Raw genomic sequence first — 22,367 nt, 5'->3', positions numbered from 1 at the left:
CAACAGAAATCATCAAGGTGTTATGAAAAGGAGGGAAAGCACGAGTACAGGTGAAAAACGACCTCAACGGTGTTCTAACCTCTCGTGTCTACAGATGAATAAAGTATTAAAGATTATACTTAAATCAATTGGCATAATAGCTGTGACAATTGTCCTTGCACTAGCGATTGTATTTATCGTAAACATTGTCTGCAACAAAATAGAACAAGGAAAAATAGAATCCTATGGTCAGCTTGTATCCGTAAACGGACAAAATATGAATGTCACAATTCAAGGAGATGGCGAAGAAACAGTGGTGCTACTACCAGGTTTTGGAACAGCTGCCCCAGCACTTGATTTTAAGCCGCTTGTGAAAGAGCTAGCTCCATATTATAAGGTCGTCATAATTGAGCCTTTTGGATATGGATTAAGTGATGTTACAGATACAGAACGAAGCACAGAAAATATCGTTAGTGAAATTCATGAAGCCTTACAACAATTGAATATTGACCAATATATTCTTATGGGTCATTCCATTGCAGGTATTTATGGATTAGATTATGTAAATAAATATCCAAACGAGGTCAGTGCATTTGTAGGTATTGACAGCAGTGTACCAACACAGGGTGGTATGGATACAAAGTTTCCTATAAAAACATTTCAATTTCTTAAGAAATCGGGTATAGGCAGATTGATGTTAAAACTAGAAGATGAAGATCCATATGCAGGACTACCCCATGATGACGAGACAAAAGAACAAATGAGGATGATTATGCTTAAAAACTTTTATAATACTAGCATTTCTAATGAAATGATAAACTTTTATAGAAACTTTACAGCAGCAGAAAATCTAACATTCCCTAAAGAGCTACCGCTTATTTTATTTGTGACAGAAGATGAAACCGTTAAAAATTGGATAAATCTGCACGAAGAGCAAGTCAAACACTCAGTACATGGAAAAGTGATGACACTTGAGGGGGAACACTATTTACACCATACCAGATCTAAAGAAATAGTCGAAAATCTTAGAACGTTTATGGAAGAAGTAAAATAAGTGTACTGAAAGATCCCTTTAGACATCTAGAGTAACCTTTGCTCATCGTTAGAGTATTAAGAAAGCATTCAACGAAATCAATTTGTTGAATGCTTTATATTTTTAAATTGATAAATATTATAGCCAAAATCACAAATGGCTACTACATAAAGTATTACACCTAGCCAAAGTATTGATGATTCGTAATTAAACCAAATGATTTCTCTAATAGTAATTAGCCATATTGTCGTTGCAATAAAAAGTGTCGTATCATAAAACATTGAAAGTGGTCGTTTATGTGTTTTGAAAGCAAAATTGAAAAAAACAATTCTCAAAATAATAAATAGTATTAAATATGAAAAAAAGACGATGGTAGAAGTGATTGGATTTATCATATATTTTCCCTCATTTATAGATTTATTAATACGATTCTAAGTCTGCTTTATTATTCATGAATATTAAGAAATTCAATAGTATCAAGATTATCTGTAACTAGTTTTTTCTTTGGTTTAAAATTACAAATAATTGTTTCAGAATTCGTATCTTTAATGGTGACAGTACAATCTATATACTGAATTTTTTTAAAAAATAAATTTTTTAGACTCATTAGTGGCGTTAAGACTATATTTTTCTTTCTCACTTAATTTAATGGGTATCTCTTATTCGATAAGATTATAATTGGGATAATTTTTCATTTAGCATCTCCTAATATTTTAAAGCTATTCCTTTATTTTATTGGAAAATAAAGGAGATGTATAGTTTTAAAATATAATAATCCTTATTTTTTACGCAATAATAAACTTAAGGAGACGGATAGGAAAAAATAGATGAATCATAACCTTCAATATTTAGCAGGGACTTTTTCTACATGTAATTAAAAAGAGAGCTCGAAAAATGAGCTCTCTTCCTCTTAACGACGATGTTCAATAAGGTCTATTGTACCTAATACAATATGCGCTAAACCGAAACCGAATACAGTATTGGCAATCATTTTGTTAGAACCACTTTTTTGCTTTAATGCATAACCAGTAGCAGTAACAGCAGACCCTAAAATTGTTGGGATTAATCCTTCACGAATGTTATTCATAAAATATCCCTCCATCGTAGTTTATAGGTGTGTTTGCACCACTATTACTATTCACTGCAAATCAAAAAGTTATACTAATAATATGAGTCGGTCAAAAGTTTTTAAGCACATATCCAACGAATGTAAGAGTATTTAGTTTAAAAAATGAATAGTTTAATTTTAAATCATTTGTCGTGCTGCTTATGGTGCAACAAAAGCGGGAGTTGCCAATATGACAAAAAATATAGCCACTCAATATGGAAAAGATAAAATCCGCTGTAATGGCGTCGCACCAGATCTAATTTTAACACCGGTTGCTAAAAGTAATATGCTGCAAGAGATGCTCGATTTTTATTCAAAATTTAATGCTTACCATACCATGATGAAGCAGATGATATCGGACATGCAGTACTATTCCTAGCTTCTGATGAATCGAAATTTATGACTGGTCAAACCCTTCAAATAGAGGGTGGGCATTACCTTGCTAATACAACGATTGCTGATACAAATAACTGGGTGGCATCTCTACAAAATAAAGCTTAGACTAAGTTTTAAAGGCTGTCTCTTTGGTTCGTATAAATAACCTTTGAGAGCAGTCTTTTTCAATAACTACAAACAGAAGAGAATGTTAAAATGATTACTTGTACAGAGTATAATTGAGGATTTTAGACTACTAATATGTAAATCATTTTTTGAAATGACAAAACATCCTATTTATCCTATGATATAGGTAGATTGGAGGATGTTACATTGCATGACTATATAGAGCAAGTGAATGAAATATTAAAAGAAACATTAGATTTTTTTAGGAATTTTAATAGTGATAATACTGATGAAAGTGATTCAACTACAAAGAGTTTAGAGGATGGTTTAGAAATTCTTCGAAAAGCAAAGGGGAAATTAAAAGAGCTAGATCCAGGAAGCATGATGAAAAACAATCATAATCAGCTTACAACAGCATTTGAAAATAAAATAAATGCAATGGAACAAATAATGAATTTGATTCATATTAATAAAATAGACTCAGAAGAGTTAAAATTACTGATGAAGGAGCTTCAAAAAAGTTAACATACGTTTTTACTTCTATACACATTTAGCATTGATGCTATAGTGCTTCTATCTCATTAGAATTGCTGCAAGAATACTTAGCTGATGCAGACATCATTGCATATACCAACTTTGAAGAGTCTGTAGAGGCATTGGAACAAAAATTAAAAGATATTCCACTTGGGAACAGTATCCCTGCGGTACAAAAAGAAAATGTTTATTATTATTCAGTCAAAGACACTATTATGAACTATGACTATGCCAGTCAAATGATTACGCTTGATAAATTTGTAGATGATTTACTACAATTACCTATTGCAAACCCAATAGGCAACCGTTTATTTTTATAGGAAGATGGGTAATGGATGAGGCAAACATGTATCTTTACAATAAATCCTTAGTGTTCAGAAATTGTTCAGGCTGCTATGATATGCTAAAAATGTCTTTTCAATTCCTATTTCTACAACAAAGCAAGAAGGGCCAGGTACTCGATTTTATTGAGCCTGGTCTTATTTATTTTTAAATAAATAATAATTCTCTATAGAATAGGGGTTAACAGAAGGTTTTATTCAGAATTACATTTGGAGGATTTAAAGAATAGTATGAAGACATCAGTTTGCATATGCCTCTGACGGGATTCGAACCCGTACTCCTTTCGTAAGCATAGGCTAGGGGGAACACGCTTCCCTACGGACTTTCACCAGCTAGGAATTTCACCTGCCTCAGCTCATTTGCTTTTCGGTGCTTCTGAAACCCTTGCCTTGCGACCCGGTATCTACAATGTTTTCCGGCGCTCTTCCCTTCTATAGCTACAGAGGCAACTTACTATATTTTAAGTATACATATTTTCCAGTAAAAAGGGGACTGAAATGAACACTCAATACTGAAGCACCGCAGGAAATACAAGATCTGTATCGTGATTATCTTGAAAAAATAAAAAGTTCCATGAGAGAACGCGCCCATTTCGAGAAATTTTATATAAAGAAATGAGAGAAAATGACTAGTAAAATACACATTGGGAACAATCTCCATTTTGTTTCGTTTGTATAAATAGAAAAACAAAAAGGGGATGGGTAAATGAAGAGAATACTACCGTTATCAATGACAGTTTTATTAATAATTATTTTATCAGCCTGTACGGAAACTTCTGAAGATTCAATTGAACCGAACAATGAAAATATGATAATTAATATAAAAAATAATGCTAATTTTGATATCTACGGAGTGGAAGTAAATATATTAGAATACTCACCAACAAGTGTTAATGCTGACGGTTCTAAAATTAAAAAACGTGATTCACTTAGGTTTGAATTTCTTGCTGAAGACATCAAGTTAGATGGCGAGACTACAATGGAAGTATCGATTTTAATAAATAACAACACTAAAAATAATGACAATTTAATACCAATAAATAAAAAAATTACACTTGAATTGGACAATAATAAAGAACTATTCTTTGAGATTACTGGTGACTCAATAAATGATGCTGATATAAAAAGAATAAATTGAATTCGTGAAGAATTACACTTAAACTAACGTGCTTTAGTTGAACAAGAATTAAACAACTTTATTATTCATTTTTTGGTGTTAACACATTTATTTGACGAGAAATCAAATAACTTTAAAGAAGCTTTCTACAGTCGAATGTAGAAGGGCTCTTATATTTTTATATTAAAATTCACTAGCATTGCATAAATATTAACCGAAATTTCAGTTTTATTTTTTCCTACATTAGAAGAAAACAAAGACACGTAAGCAGTGGTAGTGAACATCCATTTTTTTTTTTACTATAACCTTTAACGAGGACAACAGAGATGAGAAATCCCTTATGGTACGTACTTTCCTTTGATTTTTCGAAGCCAGATGGGGGCAGATTTCCACCACGATACCTTCAAGAAACGACCAATTTCTAAATATGTATGCGAACTATTTGTGTGGAGCTGTGCCAACACGTTTAAGCAATATACAATCATCGCGATATATACTTGGTTATGCACCGCCTGTTCACTGTGACCGTAGAATTTCTTAATGTTCAAATGTTGTTTCATCCATTTGAAGAATAATTCGATCACCCAACGTGACTTGTACAATTCAGCGAGTTCATCTGCATCTAAGTCGAACCGATTCGTTAGGAGTTGTAGCTCATTCCCTTTTGAATCGATTACTTTCAATAAGCGAAAGGCGTTTTCAGAGCGATTCTGCGTCGTACCAATGACAACCATTTCATCCGATAAAACCAGTGAATCCTCAGGTAACCTGAGCGTTTCCATAACGCGTGTTACCGCATTTTTACGTAAGCGCGAGACAAAGAAATAGCCGTCATCAGTCATCCAATCAAAACGCTCATAATCTAAGTAGCCTCGGTCGAATACGTACATACATTCTTTATCGTCGACCAACACTTCAAGCTGCCCGCTATCATGTTCTATTGCATTCGTGAGCACCGCCTTGTCGGGATAAGAACAGTCTTTTTCCATGTAGACGAGGCGTAAATGCAATTTGACACCCGATTTGGTTTTGCGAAACTTAGCCCACTTATGATTGTTCAAATTCAGTTTTCATATGAATTTGCGCCACCAAATCGAGAAAAATCTGTTGAAAGAATTCGGTTGGTACCTGATTCAATTGGCGTCCTAATTGCGAGTTGCTAATCGAATCTAAATTGGTGAGCTGCCGGAGTTCTTCTGAAAACATCGCGCCACGCACAGCACGCATACTTTCGGTTTCGTTCAATTGTTCATACAAGAGTATTTTTAGAAAGGAAGCCATATACAGCTTCTTTGTATAGTAGTTTAATTGGTGGCTTTCCACGTATTCCTGCATTTTTTCTGTTGAAATCGGTGAAAACCATTGTTCAAATGATGTTTTTCGTGTAATCTTATCCATGAGATGAGTCCTTTTTATTGGATTTGGATAGGTTACTACCACCAAACCATTATAAAGGACTTTTTTGTTCTTACATGAATCTAATTTTGGGGGTGCTTGAATAATGTAGAGACGGAGAAGATTGCCAGATGGTACATTTGGTGAGCTCGAAAAAGTAGGTACCATCCCCACAACAGAAGAACAAGTCATGTCTTTAGGTGAACAGTTGGCCCAAGAGATAGTGAGAAATATTCAAAAGGACATTCTTTTAAATAATCTAGGTACCCCGTTAACACAACTAAAACTCGATATGATTTCAATGAATGGCGGTGGAGGCTGATGAATTTTTGGCAAATTGCTTTTATCTCGAGATGGATAACAGCAGAACAATTACGTATTTCTGTAAAAACTGATGCCAATCCTTTCGGTGAAATCACTCCAGAGCAGTATAAAGAAATCACTTGGCAAGAATTTAAAACGCAAGCAGAAGCTTAGCGTTATTTTTATTGTCTAAATTTGGAGGAAATCCTTTCCTTCTTGTCGAAATGTAGTGAAATGAGAGGAGAGGATTTTATGGGAAATGTAAAATGGGAATATCAAACTTATACATGGGATTCTGAAAATACAGAAATCTTAATTAATGAGCTAAACAGATTAGGTGAAGAATATTGGGAAGTAGTTAGCTCTGTTCCTAAAGTGACTGGACAGAATAATAAAGTTGTATTCGTTTTGAAAAGAGTAGTTATGTTTAAATTTTTTTAAATCAATGTGTCTTCCATAAAAAATGGAAGACATTTTTATATGCTATGAGAAGCATTGAGAATCAGTAACATGTACTGTTTCGATGCTTCTCATGGCTTTTTATTTTGAGAAAAGGAAGGTGTCAGATGGAACAAATCTAACGATTATTATTTTAGGAGTGTCTAGCTTTGTTACGCATTTTTTAGGTGGTTGGTCCATATTACTAACTGCTCTGATTATTTAAAATGCTTTAGACTATGCAACAGGTTTACAGCTAACTGGCGTAAACGTTCATCTTATAAAGCTTTTCGGGGTGGAGTTAAAAAGGGCATTATGTGGATGTGGGTGGGCGTATCCAATCTAATTTATTTGATTTTAATTGAGCTTGGATATGATGCAGGAGAGATACTACCCAACTTCGTTACTTTGTATTTTATTATTCTTGAATTAATTTCACTAGAAGAAAACTCAAAGAAGCTCGGTTTAGACATGCCGACGCCTTTGAGTTTTTTTATTGGTAAGTTGAAAGAAATTTTTAATAGTCGAACTGGAGGGAATATGAAATGACTAGTATAACAACTACTTGTCGTGATTTAACCAAGCTATTACCAGCTGCACAAACAGCTTGCCGATTATTATTTCAGGAGTGTTTTAAAGCTGGGATTAAAAATATCTTTATTACGGAGACTTATCGCTCGCAGGAACGACAAAATTACTTATACGCTCAAGGTCGTACTAGACTAGGGCAGATTGTTACTTGGACACTAACCAGCAATCACAAATCACGCCTAGCTTGGGATATTGCTGTAGGTTCTCCACAGTCTTTATATGATGTAACTACACTTACTCGAGTAGGGGCTATTGCTAGAAAGCTAGGTATTACGTGGGGTGGTGATTGGGTTGGCAGTATTGATCGACCACACTTTGAGGTAAAGTCAAATTGGAAGATGCCAAAAGGTTATAAATTAGGACAAGTGATAGTACCAAGCAACAGCAAGATGAAAGTTCAATTAATTATAGAAGATAAAGAGGTTAAAAAGGAGGAAATTAAAATGACTCAAGCGTGGAATCCAGGCTCACCAGCTATGAAAACGGAAGCAGAGAACTTTATGGCACAGGCGATTAAAGATGGTGTTATTCAACAATCTCATTTAAAGGATTTACAGAATGGTACAATAACTACCGACCGTTTAATTGGTCTGTACATTACAATTCAGCAAAGACGTGGTAAATAAATTAAAGTAAGCCCCTATAAGATAAACACTTTAAAAAGTCACCTTATAGGGGCTTTTGATTGACATTAAGTCTAACTTAAATACATAAAAGTTTATTTAATAATTTCCAGTAAATTGTCGAATTCTTCTTTCAAAAAAACAAATGTTTTATATGTTGCAATTTTATTATCAACTTGTTTTAACGCTTCTAAATATCGTTGTAGCTCATTTATATACGCCACAGTAAAATCCATTAAATTAAATGTATATACCCATTCATTTTTTCCTTCAAATTGACTAAAATTCGTAATAATAAGATTGTTACCTTTTCTTTCTAAGGTTATAATATTTGCATTTCCAAATGGATCTATTTTTTGCTCTTCTCCTGTTTGATGAAGCATTATCAATTTTCTAGCGAATTCATCCAAGATAGTACTATGTCCAGTAGTTGTAAAGAAAAGTAAAATCTCTACATCGTTATTCTTTAAATATACCTCTAAATAACTATCAAAATAAGAATTATAACAATAGGCTGAACCAAACTCTTTATCATTTAAAATAGATGTATCATTTTCCAATTCAAATCTTATTTGCATAACATATGCCTCCATACATTACTTCCTTCTAACCGATGTTCCACCAGTAGGGAAAGAAGTCTTAATAATATTGTCACCTGTCACAACAGTTTTAATCTCATCAATACCGTGCTTATTCAATTGATATGTAAATACCATAGTTCCATCTTTTGGATCAACACTTTGTAAAGTTCCCTTTTCTATGGATTCCATAATTAAATTTTTAATTTTTGCTTCACCAAGATGATTTGGAAAAAGTGTCGTTCCCTTAGTAGCAGAAGTTCCTGAAACATGCCTTTTATCAATATGTTTCCATCCAATAGAACTAGTTCCATCCATCAAAATTCCCTTACTATTATACTTTTGAACTTTCCCCAAACCTGCAAAAGCATCAGCGATATCTTTTTTGCCAGATTGCTTTAGTAAATTATATACTTTCCCGGACTTTACAACTTTGCCAGCTGGAAATAGTGAAATGACAGCTGGCAAAGTTGTAAAGTTTTCCTGCATTAGGGTCAAAGATAGTTTTCACGTCATCTAAAACTAAGAAATCTATCCCTGCTTTTACAGCATCCTTCACAAAATTTCCAGCATCTTTCAACCACTGAACACTGGAATTTGCCCAATCTTTTACCTTATCTAGTAAATTGGAAGAAGACTGTTTAGCTGTTTGTTGTTTTTGTCTAGAACTATCTGAAATGGTTACAGAGTCATTAGTGTTTGGGTTTTCACTTTTATATCGATCTGCGCCGACAACAATTCTATCATAATCTGAATACGAAGTTGTAGTATAAGTGTTAGTAGAATATCTGTTAATACTAGAAACCATTTTAAAATCTCCCTTTATTTGTTATTTTATAAAATTATTATATTAATTAGTAATAAATTATTTAATAGTAATTTTGTGTAAAATATTATTATGAAATTAATATGGTATAAATTAATTACAGATGTTATTTTGATTCTAAGAACAATTTGAGAGTCGATTTGAATAATAAAAATATTAGATTAATTCCATTTTTTGGGTGTGTAACGACCAGAACTTTAACACCACTTCGTTACACAAAAAAGTCACCAAAATCACGAAAAAGTCACATTTCCCCCGAAAACCTGCGAAATTAGATAAAAGCATGTTTTTGTACATTCGTGAAAAACCTTGCTATAATAAGCTTTGCGAATACATATGAAAGAGGGTAAAAACATGAACGCTTACGATGAATATAAGGTGTCAGATTTTGAAGAAACATTGATATATCAACGTTTGTAGGGGATAAATGAAGCTGATTTTGCAAAAAAGCAACCAAACAGCAACATTTATCCTTTTTTTGTTCCAAATAGAGTTTTTGAGGTTTAATCATCGAGTAGGGCAGTGAATTTAGCATGCATTTTTTGTGAAGCACTTTCACGCATGCCTCCTGTTACATGAAGGTAAATTTTAGTCGTCGTGTCTGAGTTTTTATGGCCAACACGATTCATAATGTAGTTCAGGTCTACCTCAGCTTCAGCAAGAAGGCTAATGTGAGTATGACGTAAAATATAAGTGCGAAAAGGCTTATCAATATTCGTTCTTGCAGCAATACGTTTCACAGCTCTATTTAGCATTTTGACGGTGGTAGGGAAGCCATCCTGCTCACCAAAAACATAACCATCATTGTTCCAATTGTTGCTTTTACGAAAATCTTTAAGTTCTTGAATTTTATCCACTACAATGTCATCTATATCTATTATTCGGACACTACCGATTGTTTTTGGTGGTGTTAATTCAAAATCTTTCTTTCTATCACTTTTCGCATAATTGGTTTTATTAATACGAATCGTTTTGTTAATCAAATCCACATCCTCAAGTATCAATGCGAGAGCTTCGCCTGGTCGCATTCCTGTAAAGGCAATCGTATATATAACCGTTCGATAAGCGATATTGGGATATTTATCAACTTCTCTTAAAAACTCTTTTAATTCATTGGATTCTAAAAATAATTGTTCGACATCTTGGCCATTTACTTGTTCTAAAGTCATTTTCTTTTTTGGGACGAATGCGCCATCTACTGGATTAATCTCAATAAGACCTATTTCTTTTGCATAATTGAACATCATCTTGGCTGCATTTTGAATGCCTCGTAAAGTAAAGTAAGCACATTCTTTTTCAAACAAATCATTAATCACATCTTGATAACGAATCGTAGTAATATTAATAACTTTATCGCTCGCTAAATATTTATTTAGGACTGATAAGCAGTATTCTCTATATTTAACTGTAGTTTCTTTATTACCCTTAAGACGATAGAGTTTTAACCATTGTTCAATAAATTCTGTAAAGCGTATTTCTGGATTGTATGTAGATTGATGTTGTAGTGCAGCAATACCTTTCTTTACCTTTTCTTCAGCCTCTTTTTTTGTTTTTCCACGCCTAGTAACTTGTCGGCGTTTGCCAGTAATAGGGTGACGAGGACCTTCTCCAATACATCGCCAAGTATGTTTGTCGATTCTCTCATAAAACATAGTAATCACCTCTAAATCAAAACTTTGTTACTTTAATCTTCCCATAGAAACTTGAAAATTCAACGTTTCTCGCTGTTCCAATCTGGAACGAGCCGGTGATTGTTTAGATATTGTGTAATTCGCTTCAAAGCAAATTCGTATTCAACATTAAACAGTTCTTGAAGTTTCATGACCGTTTGTGGCGTACTATCATTCAGTTGCAATTCATCTAACATAAAAGTAGGCATACAGGCGTGATACATAAAATTGTTAGCTTTATGTTCCTGGTATTCACGGAAGAGGGGAGACATATAGAATTGATCCCCAGTATGTAGTAATACGTGAGCTAATTCATGACAAAAATCTTGCCATTGTTGCTGTTGGCTTAGTGATTCGTTTAAAAATATAAAAGGTCTTTCATTAGCAAATAATGCTTGGCTAGAATCTGGCCAATAAAATACTTTAATTCCTAGATTTTTTGCAATTACATGAAAATCTAAAAGGGAAGGGGTACTCATCTCCATTTGCATATAGAAGTCTTTGGTGAAATCTTCCAAGTGACTGTAATACATTAAAACACCTCGGTTTAGAACAGACGTTCTTTTTTATTGTATAATAAAACCCCACTATTTTGTAGTAGGGAGATAAGAATTAATTTGTTCAAATAATTGAACTAAAGTCTTTATTTCTACATCTATTATCTCAAAATGATCTTCACTTTGAATATTTTCATCCTGCATTAATCTGTTTAAAATTCGATAGTACTTGATACAATAAATAAAAAAATCATCAACATCTATTTCTGTTTTAATTGAAAAAAATACTTGATCCGAAATTGAATAACAGAGAGCGGTTTTTATTTCATCGGTTGAAGAAGCTTCATCCAATTTTAAGAGTGCATTATTGTTCGTATTTATTTCTTTTAATATTAACTGTCTATATGTATTTTTTTTTGTAACTTGAATTTGATTTGCTTGTTCATAATCTTTTTTTAGTTGATATCTAGCAACATAATAAGCTACAAAACCAGTAATAATACCACCAACAATACCACCCAAAATACTTCCGCTAGCTCCTATAATGGCACTAACAAAAGTAATATATTCTGATAAATGGTTGTTATCTAATTGAATTGGGGGTTGGATAATATAAGGAAAAATAACAAACAATAGTAAACGTAAGATACTAATTATCATTTAGATAGTAGCTTGTTGTCAATTTTGCTTGATTGAAGTCAGTTAATCCAACCCCAAAAGACTTTCCCTCATCATTATTTAATACAGAAGGTTTTTCAGAAGGCTCTTCTAATAATTCAAAGTATACTCGAATATCTTCGTCAAAATTTATAGGAAATTCAACTTCTGTATCTGGATCAGTATATGTTCTAGGGATATCATTTTGATTATAAACAGAATTAATTCTTAAACCTTTTTCTCGTATGAAAATATCATAACGAGGTTTTAAAACATTATATTCGTCTTTAGATGCTAAAACAAATAAACCTAATGAAATTTCTTCATCAACGCCAGAATATTTGCTGAAATTATAAGGACATAAATAATTTTTTACAGCCGTTCTTCTTGAAGCTAACCAATAATCAAATTGTTCAACTAATTTTTGATTTATTTTATTTGTACCATTCGAATCCATTATATTTTCTAAGCTTTGAAAATACATATGACTCAACCTCTCTACTAAGTTTAATGAACTGGAAATTAATGGCGATATAACGAACTCCAGCAAAGAACTTACATGTTACTTTTCCAGAGTTTACTAAAGTGTTTGGAATAAACCAATCAATTAACAACTGGTCTATTGTAGAATTTTCTGATAACGTTTTTCTTGTATCAAAAAAGATATCACAAACCTCTAACGTATCGTCTGTTTTAGTACCTGCATGCGCCCTTACCGATGCACCCGTTGGATCAGTAAATTCAATTTTTGTAATTATACCATCTTTACCCTCTCCGTGCCCCATGTATTCATCGAAATTTTCTTGAATAATTACTCTTTGAATCAAATCTTCAAGCCTGCCCGAAAATAATGATAAAGATGTCTTTTGTTGAAACAAATCTCTTCGGTCAGCTAATTTCAACATTTTTTCTATACTTTCATTTGCTGTTTGAAATCTTTCTAAAAATGGACGCTCAGCAACTTCAAAAACGTCTTTGGCTATATTATATAAAGTTTCTTTAAAAGTATGCATTTCTTCAAAACTAATTTCAAATGCATCTCTAATTAATTCCAAATAGTGTACAAACATTTTATTAGATTGATGATATTCCCCAAAATGAATACCTGATGAGGGAATTCTAAAGCATATTATATTTTCTAAAACATTAATTTCAATCCAAACAAAATTTTTAGAATCAGTAATTTCTTCTGTTTTTTGATCTTTGTTTTGTTCAAAACGAGTAAAACATATTTCAATTTTCTCTACAGATTTGTTTTGTTTATCTTTTTCAATATGTAAAAATTCAATACTATCTACTTCAAATTTGTTTTTAGCTAAAATATTTGTTTGACTGCTATTTAGAATATTGAAATTTATAGGATTTTCAATTTTAGAATCCAAATTCATTATTGAACTAATAATATGGCTATAATTCTTTAGTTTGGATTGGTAAATTTTTTTAAACTTAGTGATATACAAAAATCGTCTATCTCCATATTTGATATTATCTACTAAAAACTTTTCAGCCTGTGCTGAATTCAAGATGCATTCATTATCATTGACGCAATTTTCGAAATGTTTTATCAGATTACCTTTATATTTTGCTGTTGGTATATCTAAATCTTTTAGAAACTTTTCTAACTGCATTATTACAATTTCATCTTTTATAAATCTTTGAACTTTAAAACTCATATAGCACCTCTAAAGTTATTTTTTTAGAATGAATTTACTATTTATATTAGATACATTTGACTTGAGTAAATATGCCTAGATTTATAATAAAAAAATATCAATATCCAATATAGTATATATTTTACATACAAGGGTTATTTTAAAGGACATGTAATATAGACATGTCCTTCAATCTGAACTTATTGTTTATCATTTTAATCCTTTATTGAGATGGTTATATCTCACCATTATCCTTCAAAATCTCCCACATTTTTCGCAACTTCTCTAAATCCTCCTCACGTGACCTTGGTAATTCTTTATACCACTTTTGGAGAGTAGGGTTGTTGGCGAAAGCCTGAAACTCAGCTTCATTTTTTTCTTCGGATGTGGGGATTGATGTGTCTGTACGGCCAAGAAGATAATCGGTGCTAACGTCTAGTACATTTGCTAGATTTAATAGTTCGTTATCTTTAAGTGGTCTTTCGTTAGACTCAATTCGATTCATTACACTAACATTTAGATTAACTCGATTAGCTAGCTCTTTTTGAGTCCACCCTCGCTTTTCCCGCAATGAAATTATTTTTTTTCCTATATCCATATTTTCACCGCTTTCAGTGAGTTCATAATACTAAATATACCATGTTTCCATTTTAGAAATAAAATAATTTCTGAAATAGCAATAAAATGCTTGAATTTCTAAAATAGCAATGATACATTATGTTCAAGGAGTTGCTAAATCAGCAATTTTAAAGTGAGGTGATAATAGTGAAAGTGTTTAGTTTAGATTTTATCAAGCAACGCCGACAAGAACTAAATATGACACTACAAGAAGCAGCAAATGCAATGGAAATGAAGAATGCATCTACTTATCTAAAGTACGAAAATGGAGTTTATGCATTTAAGGCAGAGCAACTTCCTTTATTAGCATCCATGCTTAGATGTAGTGAAGAAAATTTTTTTGAATATAAAATTTCTAAAACAGCAATATGAAGATGTTTATTAGTCCTCATAGCTCACGAAGCAGTTGCAACGCTAATCCAGGGAAGGGGTGAGAGCATGGAACATAAAACAACTGAAGAAATACTCCGCCAACAGTTGCAGCTATTGGCAGAGCGTAGTGCTAATGAAGCGAGTATATCGGATTTACCGCAACTTACATTAGCAATGGTGAAAATGTATGAAGCTTTATCACCACTAAACGAGAAATCCCGTTTTGGAAGGGTGTGTGAAGATACAAAAACTATCTGAAAATATTTTCATTCATGTAATCCCATTGTTCTTCTGGTAACCAACCTTGTTTGTTATCAATGACTTCAATAACTAACCAATTATCATTTGAATCTGCTGCACTCTTGATATTTGCAGATATTTGATCTGCTGTTAAGAGAGATTTTATTAAAAATACAGATTTTAGAGGTTTGCACCAAGTGCCATTATAAGAAGATTTTTTAATAACTTCCAAGACACCAGTGTAGTTTTTATCCTGATTATTTAAGTCATAGGAAATAAGATATGCGTTCATAATATATCACCTCCAATCTACCAATAGTTTAACAGATTGGAAATTTAAAGGGAAAGAAGGTGGGTAAATGGAACAAAAATCAATTTATGTATTACCAACGAAAGAACTGCATGAGAAGTTGGCTAATCGTGAAGGTGTGTCTGAAATCATTATTCCACCGTATGAAACTTTTAAGATTGTTCAAGGTCAGCGAGTACATGAGTTTACTGGTCCAGCAACCGTGCTAATAAATCAAGATTAGGCATGTTGCGAATACAGCAGGTTAGTTTAGTCAAATGTCCTTTTACTAGCCACTCAATTGAATATAGGCACAAAAGGAGGTGTAGTGTGTGGGTTGGAGTATGACAAAACCAAAGCGTAAAAAGAAGTCCAAACAATCGTTTCCATCTGAAGAGTTTCGTAATTTAAAAGGTTCTAAGCGTGATCGGCTAATCGCAGAAAGAAAGTCGAGAAAGCTTACACAGGCTCAATTAGGAAAGCTTGTAGGCTGTTCAAGTTCTATGATTAGCTCTTTGGAAGCTGGACGTGTAAAACCAAGTGTTGAAATATCCTTAGAATTAGAAAGGGTTCTTCAAACATCTTTCTTTGAATTGTTCCCAGATTTATAAAAAAAGCTTGACAAGACATTCTTGGAAAATTTCCAATTTTATTTTGTAAAAACGAATAGTAATGAATATGAGTGAAAGTGCAATTAAAAGCAGCTAATTTTAATTTACGAAAGTGAATGAGGAAGAATATTTAAATACCCATAATTCACCTAAAATGGAAATTTAGCAATTTGCTAATATGAAATCTATATCATTTCAATGGAGGTTTTATCATGACTCAATTACCAAGAAATATTTCAAGTTTAGAAGTTGCTGAAATGGTGGGACGTAGACACGATCAAGTATTACGTGACATCAAAACAATTATAGAACACCTTGGAGATGACCACAAAAGTGTGGGCAACTACTTCATAGAAGAAACTTATCAGGACAATCTTAATCGTACTAAACCTTGTTTTCTACTTATGAAAAAAGGTTGTGAGTTATACGGCACACGCATGACTGGTGAAAAAGGAACACAATTTGCTGTCGCATATATCGAACGATTCAACGAAATGGAACAACAATCGCAAAAGGTGGTCCCTCTATCCAAAGATCAAGCGTTAGTAACAGTATTACGTACAACTGCCGATTTGGTAGAAGATACTCAAGCAATAAAAGAAGAACAACATGAAATACGTAAGGAACTTTCAAAAATTAATGAAAAAGTAGAAGAACAAATAACACTAGCATCAGGTGAACAAAGAGCTGTTCAAAGGGCTGTTGCCACTAAAATTTATCAAGTAGAAGAAGATCCAAAAGTACGTTCCAAATTATTTAAAGAATTATATCGTGAAATTAAAGATCGTTTTGCTGTAGCTAGTTATAAGGATATTCGCCGTCAAGATTTACAACTCGCACTTCGTTATATCGATTCTTGGATTCCTCGAAAAGTTTCATAGAAAAAGGTTGCCAGGCAAAGCAACCTAATGATTGGAGGGCTGAAAATGTTTAGCGAGGAATTTAAAGCACAAATCATGCAAGAATTTCGCATCATGATCCGTGAAGAAATGGCAGCGATATTACTAGATTCCAATATGCAAATTCAACAATTGCCACCACTTTTAACAAAAGCCGAATTGAAAAAATTGCTTAGAATTGGTGACACAAAAGCCTCAGAACTTCTAGGACGATCAGATTTTCCTGTATTGCGTGAAGCGGGTGTATTAATACCGACTCACTTATTTTTTCAATGGGTAGAAGCTAACACGCAGTGGATAGATGTAAATACTGGGTTAGCTCCTAATTTTCTTAGTAGGTTAAGGGCAATTTAATCCATCAACTAGATTTACTACTTAGAGGTAAGGGCAAATAACCTCTTGCCCATATATTACCTTAATTTTCGTAAAAATATGGTTCCGGATTCGCTATCTCTGTTCCAGTTTGGAACATTGAGACAGGAGGTGAGACAGTGCAATACGGAGCTATTTTAAAAGCATTACGAGTAAAAGCAAATCTTACTCAGCAACAATTAGCAGATAAATTACATCGCAGCCGATCATGTATTTCCAAGTTTGAAAAAGAAACAAAAACGATTGATATGCCAACCTTCATGCAGTGGGTCCAAATTACAGATGGACAAGTTGCAGCGGCTGCCATGATGTATGGGGTGGATGCCTTATCAATTATTAATCAAGTATTACCAATTATAGGAGGAGGTTTTATTTGGTGGTTGCTATGACAATAATCAAGCATCGAAAGGCAATTTACGGAGCTTTTGGAGCTATTGAAACCAATATGATTTTGGAAGATTACGATATTGCCATTGAACGAGCCTATGACATTATCAGAAGTTTAGAAGCTTTGCAAGGTAGTCAAAAAATTGACTTTGCGGAGATTGATAAGGTCATAAAAAACCTTCAACAGATGGAAGTGCAGAATGTTCAAATTTAAAAAGTGGGACAGATTATCGTTACAACAACGCTTAGTATCTGTGGGAAATTGGTGGTTCAGATGGTGAAATGGCTAGTGAACTATTTGTATATGCCTGATGATGGGCGAGATCAAAGGCATAGGGAGTTTTGTGTGAAATGTGGACTACTCACGATTGTCATTGGTATTCCAGTAATCATGATTTGCTGGCAATAAAAAAGCTGCTTAATCGGTTGCAACGATTAAACAGCCAGATCATATAAACAAATCAATCATATCACATTATTTATTTCTCGGGAAATGGTAAATCAAATTAAGTAATTAGGCGGTTGCGAGTCTACTCGCTCTCGTCAAGCAGTTCATAATCCTACTCCTTGAATTGGTCGATTAGCCAAAACATTATGAGCTGCTTGATGGGACAATCCATCTGAAAGTAGGTGAAAGACATGCGTATTGTTTTCTTCAAGCGTTTATCGGATCAAAAAGAATTTCGATTTTTACAAGTAAAGAACACGGGGGTTGAAGGAGTCGCTAAAGATGGTGAAGTAGTGACATTGAAATTTGTTGAACGTACACCTCTTTATTCTCAATCTTGTACAAAGTAAAAACCACTGTTTGCGACAGTGGTCTGAAAAAAATATTTACAAAAATAGTTACTTAGTATTTTACGCCATGGGCTTCAAAAAATCAACTAGGGGGAAGAATATGCTTTTTTCCGAAAGTAATGTAAACATTTCAGCGGCATTGGCGAAAGCTTGGGCTACTATTCAAACGCCTAAACACAATGCAAAAGTGAATGTACGCACTAAAAATGGTGGTTCATATACGTTTGAATACACTGATCTAAATGGCATTTTGGATGCCGTCAGACCTATATTTGTTCAAAATCATTTATCGATCATTCAGAACAGCTATACAACAGTTGAAGGCAATTTAACAATGGCTTGTGTAGAAACCATATTCTTGCATGAATCAGGAGAGTATGTGAAATCTTATCCACTTAAATTCCCAGCAGCCACAAGTATGCAGGATTTCGGTGGTCAGATTACTTACATGAAGCGCTATAGTTTGTCGGCTATGTTAGGGCTCGCTACAGAGAAGGATGATGATGCCAATGGTGCGAGTGGAAACGAGTATCAATATATGAATCAACCACCTCCAAAACAGCCAAATACTAGTGGACAATCACAACAACAAAAGAATCAGCCTAACAACACTGGTCTAAGGACTCAAGAACAATTTAATACAATAGCGAACTTGTTGAGTGAAGTTGCTGCAGTTTATGGCTCAGATCCTAATACAGTTTATAACGGTGCCATGCAGAAATGTAAAATACCTGATAAGAATTCGGATATTTTAACAACGAAAGAAGCGGATAGCTTAATTCAGTATTTGCGTGCTATCAAAATGCAAGTAGCGCAATGAATTATGTACCACATAGAGTTTTATTGCCTCAATGGATTTTTGAGCAGGCAAAAGGAAATAAAGATGAAATAAGGCGTCTGGTGCTCACATACATGCAACGCTACCCACATTACAGAACTACTGAAATACGTGGTAGTTTCGCAATATGTGAGCGAAAAGACGGCTTTTTATAGGAGGGCAAACCAAATGTTTACAACAGGTAATACAACCGTAGATGCAATTGGGAATATGCATTTGGAAGGGAATGTGATACCACATACCTGGTATGAAAATATTCGCTTGGAAAGTACAGGAAAACCCGATTTAATTGCCATTACCTTACTAAGTGAAATTGTGTATTGGTACCGTCCTTCCTATGTGAAAGAAGAAGAGTCAGGACGATTGATAGGCATGAATAAGAAGTTCAAAGCTGATGCTTTACAACGTTCCTATGACAGTTTTGTAGCCCAATTTGGCTTTAGTAAAAAACAAGTCAGAGAAGCAATGGATCGCTTAGAACAATTAGGCTTAATTATTCGAGATTTTCGTACTATCTCAAAAAATGGAACTAGCTTATCTAACGTATTATTTATCAGTTTAAATGTAGGACTTTTAGAAGGTATTACCTTTATAGGCAATAGGGTGTTACCCAAAAAGGAAACAGGGTCTTTCCCATATGGTAAGGAGGGTCTTACTGATATGGGCAATAGGGTATTGCCCGTACGGGAAACACCTATTACCGCTGAGGGTAATACGTATACAGAGATTACTACAGAGATTACAAATACAGAGATTACTAAAAAGAAAAGCGGAAGTCGCAAACGAGTTTACGACGAATCCTCCATCCATTATCAATTGGCTTATATGCTCTATGAAAAAATTTTACAAGACGACCCTAGTTTTAAATTGCCGAACATGGATAGTTGGTCAGATCACATACGGTTGATGATGGAAAGAGATAATCGTAATGAAAAACAAATCGAGTATTTAATCAACTGGTCTCAAAATAATTCATTTTGGAAATCCAATATTCTATCTACGAAAAAATTACGTGAAAAAGCAACAACCCTTATTCGGCAAATAAAAGCTGAGCATACTCCCTCGTCGATTCAGCGTCGACAAGGAAATGGACGCACAGAAATCGTACCTGAATGGTTCCATAAACGTAACGAGGAGAAGCCAGTACCTGTACCTGTAGAAGTAGGACAAGAGATAGACTTTGAAGCTGAACGACAAAAAATCTTAGCCACATTAAAAAGCTTTGGAAAGAAGGTTGGCAATGAGTAGACATCAAAAAATCCGCAATCATTTAATAAAAGCGCTACAAGCTAAAGGTGTACAGGTAAGTAATTTCACTGATATAGCAATTGTACAAGCGTTGAAAAAGGGAGAATGAGTATGGCTCCAGTTAAATCCGTACCATTCCGTATTGTTACAGAACCTCGAACTGTTCAGGTGGGTGAAAAAATTGAGTTTGAGGAAAGCTCAGCACGTATTACGACCATCAAAAAAATTGAGTTTTTACCTGGTGATTATATTGCAGTTATTGGTCTATGTAGGGAGGTTAGAGTGTGATTACAAATGAGCAAGTAGCAGAACGCATTAACCAGCTCATTAAAGAGTATGAGTTCCCGCTTCCAGTCCTACAAGACGTACAAAAGTGATTAAGTGACAGCAACTGTCCACACTATGCTATGCAGCAACTAAGGTACTTAGAAAATAACGTACATGCTGGCATCGCAACAAAAAGGGAGGATTCAAACAAATGATAAATCGTACTGTTTTAGTTGGTCGGCTTACTAAAGACCCTGAACTACGTTACACACCAAACGGTATTGCATCATGCCGCTTCACAGTTGCAGTCAATCGCACATTTGCTAATGAACAGGGAGAACGTGATGCTGATTTTATTAGCTGTGTAGCATGGCGTAAACAGGCTGAAAATCTAGCAAACTATCAACGTAAAGGCGCATTAATTGGCTTAGAGGGGCGTATCCAAACAGGTAGCTATGAGGGTCAAAATGGTCAAAGAGTTTATACCACTGACATTGTAGCGGATAGCATCCAATTTTTAGAACCACGTAGTAATACTGGTGGAGCTCAAAGCAATCAGCCATATTATCAAAATCAACCGAATGCACATCAGCCTCAATATGGTGGACAAGCATACGGAAATAATCAACCAAATCAATCATTTGGTGGCTCTATGTCTGGACAGGGTTCATTTGGCGGCAATACAGCTTATCAGCAAAATCAGCCTCCTATGAATCAGCCGAATTATAAGCGTGTAGATGAAGATCCATTTGCAAACAATAGAGGACCTATTGAGGTATCTGAGGATGATTTACCATTTTAACGGATGATAAGGGGAAGTATCATGAATCGTTGTAAAAGATGTAACAGACCTTTAAAAAGCGGTGAATCTATAGTACGACGATATGGGTTCACATGCTGGCAACGGCATTTGGATGATTTGGAAGAGGAGTTTTTGAAAAATTAGCTCACTATATATGACGTGCTAGAAGCGGAAAATCAAGAAGAGATGGGGATGCAGGGTGCCAACTAAACAACGCAAAAAAGGAAAATGTGTTAATGCTGGTGTTTGTACCAATTTGAAAGTGGGGGAGGAATATTTCCTTTTTCCACATGGGGGATTAGCTTATAACGTAAGCAGATTCCCTCATCCGGGTGCTCATTTCGGCACCTACCAAAAGAGCCGCTTTGAGTTAGTAGAGGCTACTATGGAAGTGCCAGCGCAAATAACAAGCAAATACCGAGCTCGTGTCGTTAAGCCTCCTTCGCATTTTTATAGGGTTGGCGAGGAGTATGTCATCACGGAACCGAAAGCAAACGGCTACTACGATGTGTTTTTGAAATCCCGCCCTGATGTTGCTCCTGTTGGTTCTTACAAGAATACTAGTTGCTTTGAACGTATAGAGCACTTAGGCGAATCAGAAGCAGCTGTGGTCGGTGACATCGTAGAAATTATGGATGAATCGCTCATAAGACGTAAACATTATGAAAATGGTAAACAGGCAACAGTGATAGAAAACTTTTATGGCTGTATATCAATTCAACTAAACGAGCAGCCAGTAGATAAAAAGGTCATAGGTAGCGTGCTTTTAGTAGGTGATGAACT

37 protein-coding genes and 2 pseudogenes are annotated in these 22,367 nt (G+C 34.2%); 26 read left to right on the top strand and 13 right to left on the bottom strand.

Annotated features, from left to right (window positions below; translation table 11 throughout):
* The first annotated feature begins 94 nt into the window (after positions 1-94).
* Positions 95-1,033 (top strand): alpha/beta hydrolase, encoded by a 939-nt coding sequence (locus AC1RNS_RS21585; RefSeq protein WP_492995650.1) that lies wholly within the window; start codon positions 95-97, stop codon positions 1,031-1,033.
* A 77-nt stretch (positions 1,034-1,110) separates the two neighbouring features.
* Here AC1RNS_RS21585 and AC1RNS_RS21580 read toward each other — a convergent pair whose 3' ends face one another.
* Together AC1RNS_RS21580 and AC1RNS_RS21575 are read right to left on the bottom strand one after the other, a co-directional pair.
* On the bottom strand, positions 1,111-1,407 hold the full coding sequence (locus AC1RNS_RS21580; protein ID WP_492995648.1) for a hypothetical protein: 297 nt from the start codon (positions 1,405-1,407) through the stop codon (positions 1,111-1,113).
* Positions 1,408-1,922: 515 nt separating this feature from the next.
* A complete protein-coding gene (locus tag AC1RNS_RS21575) occupies positions 1,923-2,099 on the bottom strand; it encodes an asparagine synthase (RefSeq protein ID WP_427549297.1) in 177 nt (58 codons plus the stop codon).
* Positions 2,100-2,271: 172 nt separating this feature from the next.
* On the opposite strand from AC1RNS_RS21575, the pseudogene AC1RNS_RS21570 reads away from it, so the two are divergent.
* The 4 genes and pseudogenes from AC1RNS_RS21570 to AC1RNS_RS21555 form a co-directional block, all read left to right on the top strand.
* Positions 2,272-2,621: pseudogene (locus AC1RNS_RS21570) on the top strand (SDR family NAD(P)-dependent oxidoreductase); the annotation flags it as partial.
* Positions 2,622-2,828: 207 nt separating this feature from the next.
* The gene (locus tag AC1RNS_RS21565) at positions 2,829-3,146 is read left to right on the top strand and encodes a hypothetical protein (RefSeq protein WP_492995647.1); all 318 of its coding nucleotides are present in this window, start codon (positions 2,829-2,831) and stop codon (positions 3,144-3,146) included.
* Positions 3,147-3,208: 62 nt separating this feature from the next.
* The gene (locus AC1RNS_RS21560; protein ID WP_492995645.1) at positions 3,209-3,475 is read left to right on the top strand and encodes a hypothetical protein; all 267 of its coding nucleotides are present in this window, start codon (positions 3,209-3,211) and stop codon (positions 3,473-3,475) included.
* Between the two features lie 727 nt (positions 3,476-4,202).
* The gene (locus AC1RNS_RS21555; protein ID WP_492995644.1) at positions 4,203-4,634 is read left to right on the top strand and encodes a hypothetical protein; all 432 of its coding nucleotides are present in this window, start codon (positions 4,203-4,205) and stop codon (positions 4,632-4,634) included.
* A gap of 317 nt (positions 4,635-4,951) precedes the next feature.
* Here AC1RNS_RS21555 and AC1RNS_RS21550 read toward each other — a convergent pair.
* Positions 4,952-6,011: pseudogene (locus tag AC1RNS_RS21550) on the bottom strand (IS4 family transposase).
* 121 nt (positions 6,012-6,132) lie between these two features.
* Between AC1RNS_RS21550 and AC1RNS_RS21545 the strand changes: the two are divergent.
* The 5 genes from AC1RNS_RS21545 (at position 6,133) to AC1RNS_RS21525 (ending at position 7,966) form a co-directional block, all read left to right on the top strand.
* On the top strand, positions 6,133-6,330 hold the full coding sequence (locus tag AC1RNS_RS21545) for a hypothetical protein (RefSeq protein WP_492995643.1): 198 nt from the start codon (positions 6,133-6,135) through the stop codon (positions 6,328-6,330).
* The gene (locus AC1RNS_RS21540) at positions 6,330-6,485 is read left to right on the top strand and encodes an XkdX family protein (protein WP_492995642.1); all 156 of its coding nucleotides are present in this window, start codon (positions 6,330-6,332) and stop codon (positions 6,483-6,485) included. The genes AC1RNS_RS21545 and AC1RNS_RS21540 overlap by 1 nt, the downstream gene beginning before the upstream one ends.
* 78 nt (positions 6,486-6,563) lie before the next feature.
* On the top strand, positions 6,564-6,752 hold the full coding sequence (locus AC1RNS_RS21535) for a hypothetical protein (RefSeq protein WP_492995641.1): 189 nt from the start codon (positions 6,564-6,566) through the stop codon (positions 6,750-6,752).
* A 189-nt stretch (positions 6,753-6,941) separates the two neighbouring features.
* Positions 6,942-7,298 (top strand): phage holin family protein, encoded by a 357-nt coding sequence (locus tag AC1RNS_RS21530; RefSeq protein WP_492995640.1) that lies wholly within the window; start codon positions 6,942-6,944, stop codon positions 7,296-7,298.
* On the top strand, positions 7,295-7,966 hold the full coding sequence (locus tag AC1RNS_RS21525) for a M15 family metallopeptidase (RefSeq protein ID WP_492995639.1): 672 nt from the start codon (positions 7,295-7,297) through the stop codon (positions 7,964-7,966). Before AC1RNS_RS21530 ends, AC1RNS_RS21525 begins: the two co-directional genes overlap by 4 nt.
* A 92-nt stretch (positions 7,967-8,058) precedes the next feature.
* On the opposite strand, the gene AC1RNS_RS21520 is transcribed toward AC1RNS_RS21525, so the two are convergent.
* From AC1RNS_RS21520 to AC1RNS_RS21480, 9 genes are all read right to left on the bottom strand, one after another.
* The gene (locus AC1RNS_RS21520; RefSeq protein ID WP_492995638.1) at positions 8,059-8,556 is read right to left on the bottom strand and encodes a hypothetical protein; all 498 of its coding nucleotides are present in this window, start codon (positions 8,554-8,556) and stop codon (positions 8,059-8,061) included.
* A gap of 3 nt (positions 8,557-8,559) precedes the next feature.
* A complete protein-coding gene (locus AC1RNS_RS21515) occupies positions 8,560-9,009 on the bottom strand; it encodes a hypothetical protein (RefSeq protein ID WP_492995637.1) in 450 nt (149 codons plus the stop codon).
* Entirely contained in the window at positions 8,948-9,349 is a 402-nt protein-coding gene (locus tag AC1RNS_RS21510; protein WP_492995635.1) for a hypothetical protein, read from the bottom strand. The genes AC1RNS_RS21515 and AC1RNS_RS21510 overlap by 62 nt, the downstream gene beginning before the upstream one ends.
* Positions 9,350-9,870: 521 nt before the next feature.
* The gene (locus AC1RNS_RS21505; protein ID WP_492995634.1) at positions 9,871-11,019 is read right to left on the bottom strand and encodes a tyrosine-type recombinase/integrase; all 1,149 of its coding nucleotides are present in this window, start codon (positions 11,017-11,019) and stop codon (positions 9,871-9,873) included.
* A gap of 59 nt (positions 11,020-11,078) precedes the next feature.
* The gene (locus AC1RNS_RS21500) at positions 11,079-11,570 is read right to left on the bottom strand and encodes an ImmA/IrrE family metallo-endopeptidase (protein ID WP_492995633.1); all 492 of its coding nucleotides are present in this window, start codon (positions 11,568-11,570) and stop codon (positions 11,079-11,081) included.
* A gap of 54 nt (positions 11,571-11,624) precedes the next feature.
* Entirely contained in the window at positions 11,625-12,194 is a 570-nt protein-coding gene (locus tag AC1RNS_RS21495; protein WP_492995632.1) for a hypothetical protein, read from the bottom strand.
* Positions 12,184-12,675, bottom strand: a complete 492-nt coding sequence (locus AC1RNS_RS21490) for a hypothetical protein (RefSeq protein ID WP_492995630.1) — start codon at positions 12,673-12,675, stop codon at positions 12,184-12,186. The genes AC1RNS_RS21495 and AC1RNS_RS21490 overlap by 11 nt, the downstream gene beginning before the upstream one ends.
* Complete coding sequence (locus AC1RNS_RS21485; protein WP_492995629.1) at positions 12,626-13,864, bottom strand: hypothetical protein; 1,239 nt, start codon at positions 13,862-13,864, stop codon at positions 12,626-12,628. The genes AC1RNS_RS21490 and AC1RNS_RS21485 overlap by 50 nt, the downstream gene beginning before the upstream one ends.
* 214 nt (positions 13,865-14,078) lie before the next feature.
* The gene (locus AC1RNS_RS21480; protein ID WP_492995627.1) at positions 14,079-14,441 is read right to left on the bottom strand and encodes a helix-turn-helix domain-containing protein; all 363 of its coding nucleotides are present in this window, start codon (positions 14,439-14,441) and stop codon (positions 14,079-14,081) included.
* A gap of 167 nt (positions 14,442-14,608) precedes the next feature.
* On the opposite strand from AC1RNS_RS21480, the gene AC1RNS_RS21475 reads away from it, so the two are divergent.
* Positions 14,609-14,833 carry a helix-turn-helix domain-containing protein gene (locus tag AC1RNS_RS21475; protein ID WP_492995626.1) on the top strand — a complete coding sequence of 75 codons (225 nt, stop codon included), beginning with the start codon at positions 14,609-14,611 and terminating at the stop codon, positions 14,831-14,833.
* A gap of 66 nt (positions 14,834-14,899) precedes the next feature.
* Entirely contained in the window at positions 14,900-15,091 is a 192-nt protein-coding gene (locus AC1RNS_RS21470; RefSeq protein ID WP_492995625.1) for a hypothetical protein, read from the top strand.
* Here AC1RNS_RS21470 and AC1RNS_RS21465 read toward each other — a convergent pair.
* The gene (locus tag AC1RNS_RS21465) at positions 15,084-15,365 is read right to left on the bottom strand and encodes a hypothetical protein (protein WP_492995623.1); all 282 of its coding nucleotides are present in this window, start codon (positions 15,363-15,365) and stop codon (positions 15,084-15,086) included. The two genes, AC1RNS_RS21470 and AC1RNS_RS21465, sit on opposite strands and share 8 nt — an antisense overlap.
* Positions 15,366-15,432: 67 nt before the next feature.
* Here AC1RNS_RS21465 and AC1RNS_RS21460 point away from each other — a divergent pair, with 67 nt between their 5' ends.
* From AC1RNS_RS21460 to AC1RNS_RS21395, 14 genes are all read left to right on the top strand, one after another.
* The gene (locus AC1RNS_RS21460) at positions 15,433-15,606 is read left to right on the top strand and encodes a BC1881 family protein (protein WP_492995621.1); all 174 of its coding nucleotides are present in this window, start codon (positions 15,433-15,435) and stop codon (positions 15,604-15,606) included.
* 88 nt (positions 15,607-15,694) lie between these two features.
* Positions 15,695-15,973: a helix-turn-helix transcriptional regulator gene (locus AC1RNS_RS21455; RefSeq protein ID WP_492995619.1), complete on the top strand. Its 279-nt coding sequence runs from the start codon at positions 15,695-15,697 to the stop codon at positions 15,971-15,973.
* A 212-nt stretch (positions 15,974-16,185) separates the two neighbouring features.
* A complete protein-coding gene (locus AC1RNS_RS21450; protein WP_492995618.1) occupies positions 16,186-16,854 on the top strand; it encodes a Rha family transcriptional regulator in 669 nt (222 codons plus the stop codon).
* A gap of 45 nt (positions 16,855-16,899) precedes the next feature.
* Positions 16,900-17,226 carry a DNA-binding protein gene (locus tag AC1RNS_RS21445; protein WP_492995616.1) on the top strand — a complete coding sequence of 109 codons (327 nt, stop codon included), beginning with the start codon at positions 16,900-16,902 and terminating at the stop codon, positions 17,224-17,226.
* 137 nt (positions 17,227-17,363) lie between these two features.
* Positions 17,364-17,633, top strand: coding sequence for a helix-turn-helix domain-containing protein (locus AC1RNS_RS21440; protein ID WP_492995614.1), 270 nt, complete (start codon positions 17,364-17,366; stop codon positions 17,631-17,633).
* Entirely contained in the window at positions 17,630-17,845 is a 216-nt protein-coding gene (locus AC1RNS_RS21435) for a hypothetical protein (RefSeq protein ID WP_492995613.1), read from the top strand. Before AC1RNS_RS21440 ends, AC1RNS_RS21435 begins: the two co-directional genes overlap by 4 nt.
* A gap of 60 nt (positions 17,846-17,905) precedes the next feature.
* Positions 17,906-18,040, top strand: coding sequence for a hypothetical protein (locus tag AC1RNS_RS21430; RefSeq protein ID WP_492995612.1), 135 nt, complete (start codon positions 17,906-17,908; stop codon positions 18,038-18,040).
* Positions 18,041-18,270: 230 nt separating this feature from the next.
* On the top strand, positions 18,271-18,429 hold the full coding sequence (locus AC1RNS_RS21425; RefSeq protein ID WP_492995610.1) for a hypothetical protein: 159 nt from the start codon (positions 18,271-18,273) through the stop codon (positions 18,427-18,429).
* Between the two features lie 100 nt (positions 18,430-18,529).
* The gene (locus AC1RNS_RS21420; RefSeq protein ID WP_492995609.1) at positions 18,530-19,249 is read left to right on the top strand and encodes an ERF family protein; all 720 of its coding nucleotides are present in this window, start codon (positions 18,530-18,532) and stop codon (positions 19,247-19,249) included.
* 186 nt (positions 19,250-19,435) lie between these two features.
* Entirely contained in the window at positions 19,436-20,515 is a 1,080-nt protein-coding gene (locus tag AC1RNS_RS21415; RefSeq protein WP_492995608.1) for a phage replication protein O, read from the top strand.
* Positions 20,516-20,626: 111 nt separating this feature from the next.
* Positions 20,627-20,803, top strand: coding sequence for a hypothetical protein (locus tag AC1RNS_RS21410; protein ID WP_492995606.1), 177 nt, complete (start codon positions 20,627-20,629; stop codon positions 20,801-20,803).
* A 190-nt stretch (positions 20,804-20,993) separates the two neighbouring features.
* Complete coding sequence (gene ssb / locus AC1RNS_RS21405) at positions 20,994-21,584, top strand: single-stranded DNA-binding protein (protein ID WP_492995604.1); 591 nt, start codon at positions 20,994-20,996, stop codon at positions 21,582-21,584.
* A gap of 3 nt (positions 21,585-21,587) precedes the next feature.
* Positions 21,588-21,728: a DUF6011 domain-containing protein gene (locus AC1RNS_RS21400; RefSeq protein WP_492995602.1), complete on the top strand. Its 141-nt coding sequence runs from the start codon at positions 21,588-21,590 to the stop codon at positions 21,726-21,728.
* Positions 21,729-21,783: 55 nt separating this feature from the next.
* A partial coding sequence (locus AC1RNS_RS21395; protein WP_492995600.1) for a hypothetical protein occupies positions 21,784-22,367 on the top strand: 584 nt, incomplete at its 3' end.

The organism is Lysinibacillus sp. GW821-FHT14F06 (genome assembly GCF_058803665.1).
This window is presented reverse-complemented; position numbering and strand designations above follow the sequence as displayed.

Excerpts from the sequence above, each read along its gene's own strand:
- AC1RNS_RS21585 (WP_492995650.1), top strand. The coding sequence starts at position 95 with ATGAATAAAGTATTAAAGATTATACTTAAATCAATTGGCATAATAGCT.
- AC1RNS_RS21580 (WP_492995648.1), bottom strand. The coding sequence starts at position 1,407 with ATGATAAATCCAATCACTTCTACCATCGTCTTTTTTTCATATTTAATA.
- AC1RNS_RS21575 (WP_427549297.1), bottom strand. The coding sequence starts at position 2,099 with ATGAATAACATTCGTGAAGGATTAATCCCAACAATTTTAGGGTCTGCT.
- AC1RNS_RS21555 (WP_492995644.1), top strand. The coding sequence starts at position 4,203 with ATGAAGAGAATACTACCGTTATCAATGACAGTTTTATTAATAATTATT.
- AC1RNS_RS21540 (WP_492995642.1), top strand. The coding sequence starts at position 6,330 with ATGAATTTTTGGCAAATTGCTTTTATCTCGAGATGGATAACAGCAGAA.
- AC1RNS_RS21535 (WP_492995641.1), top strand. The coding sequence starts at position 6,564 with ATGGGAAATGTAAAATGGGAATATCAAACTTATACATGGGATTCTGAA.
- AC1RNS_RS21525 (WP_492995639.1), top strand. The coding sequence starts at position 7,295 with ATGACTAGTATAACAACTACTTGTCGTGATTTAACCAAGCTATTACCA.
- AC1RNS_RS21520 (WP_492995638.1), bottom strand. The coding sequence starts at position 8,556 with ATGGAGGCATATGTTATGCAAATAAGATTTGAATTGGAAAATGATACA.
- AC1RNS_RS21510 (WP_492995635.1), bottom strand. The coding sequence starts at position 9,349 with ATGGTTTCTAGTATTAACAGATATTCTACTAACACTTATACTACAACT.
- AC1RNS_RS21505 (WP_492995634.1), bottom strand. The coding sequence starts at position 11,019 with ATGTTTTATGAGAGAATCGACAAACATACTTGGCGATGTATTGGAGAA.
- AC1RNS_RS21500 (WP_492995633.1), bottom strand. The coding sequence starts at position 11,570 with ATGTATTACAGTCACTTGGAAGATTTCACCAAAGACTTCTATATGCAA.
- AC1RNS_RS21495 (WP_492995632.1), bottom strand. The coding sequence starts at position 12,194 with ATGATAATTAGTATCTTACGTTTACTATTGTTTGTTATTTTTCCTTAT.
- AC1RNS_RS21490 (WP_492995630.1), bottom strand. The coding sequence starts at position 12,675 with ATGTATTTTCAAAGCTTAGAAAATATAATGGATTCGAATGGTACAAAT.
- AC1RNS_RS21485 (WP_492995629.1), bottom strand. The coding sequence starts at position 13,864 with ATGAGTTTTAAAGTTCAAAGATTTATAAAAGATGAAATTGTAATAATG.
- AC1RNS_RS21480 (WP_492995627.1), bottom strand. The coding sequence starts at position 14,441 with ATGGATATAGGAAAAAAAATAATTTCATTGCGGGAAAAGCGAGGGTGG.
- AC1RNS_RS21470 (WP_492995625.1), top strand. The coding sequence starts at position 14,900 with ATGGAACATAAAACAACTGAAGAAATACTCCGCCAACAGTTGCAGCTA.
- AC1RNS_RS21465 (WP_492995623.1), bottom strand. The coding sequence starts at position 15,365 with ATGAACGCATATCTTATTTCCTATGACTTAAATAATCAGGATAAAAAC.
- AC1RNS_RS21460 (WP_492995621.1), top strand. The coding sequence starts at position 15,433 with ATGGAACAAAAATCAATTTATGTATTACCAACGAAAGAACTGCATGAG.
- AC1RNS_RS21450 (WP_492995618.1), top strand. The coding sequence starts at position 16,186 with ATGACTCAATTACCAAGAAATATTTCAAGTTTAGAAGTTGCTGAAATG.
- AC1RNS_RS21445 (WP_492995616.1), top strand. The coding sequence starts at position 16,900 with ATGTTTAGCGAGGAATTTAAAGCACAAATCATGCAAGAATTTCGCATC.
- AC1RNS_RS21435 (WP_492995613.1), top strand. The coding sequence starts at position 17,630 with ATGACAATAATCAAGCATCGAAAGGCAATTTACGGAGCTTTTGGAGCT.
- AC1RNS_RS21430 (WP_492995612.1), top strand. The coding sequence starts at position 17,906 with ATGGTGAAATGGCTAGTGAACTATTTGTATATGCCTGATGATGGGCGA.
- AC1RNS_RS21425 (WP_492995610.1), top strand. The coding sequence starts at position 18,271 with ATGCGTATTGTTTTCTTCAAGCGTTTATCGGATCAAAAAGAATTTCGA.
- AC1RNS_RS21420 (WP_492995609.1), top strand. The coding sequence starts at position 18,530 with ATGCTTTTTTCCGAAAGTAATGTAAACATTTCAGCGGCATTGGCGAAA.
- AC1RNS_RS21415 (WP_492995608.1), top strand. The coding sequence starts at position 19,436 with ATGTTTACAACAGGTAATACAACCGTAGATGCAATTGGGAATATGCAT.
- AC1RNS_RS21410 (WP_492995606.1), top strand. The coding sequence starts at position 20,627 with ATGGCTCCAGTTAAATCCGTACCATTCCGTATTGTTACAGAACCTCGA.
- ssb (WP_492995604.1), top strand. The coding sequence starts at position 20,994 with ATGATAAATCGTACTGTTTTAGTTGGTCGGCTTACTAAAGACCCTGAA.
- AC1RNS_RS21400 (WP_492995602.1), top strand. The coding sequence starts at position 21,588 with ATGATAAGGGGAAGTATCATGAATCGTTGTAAAAGATGTAACAGACCT.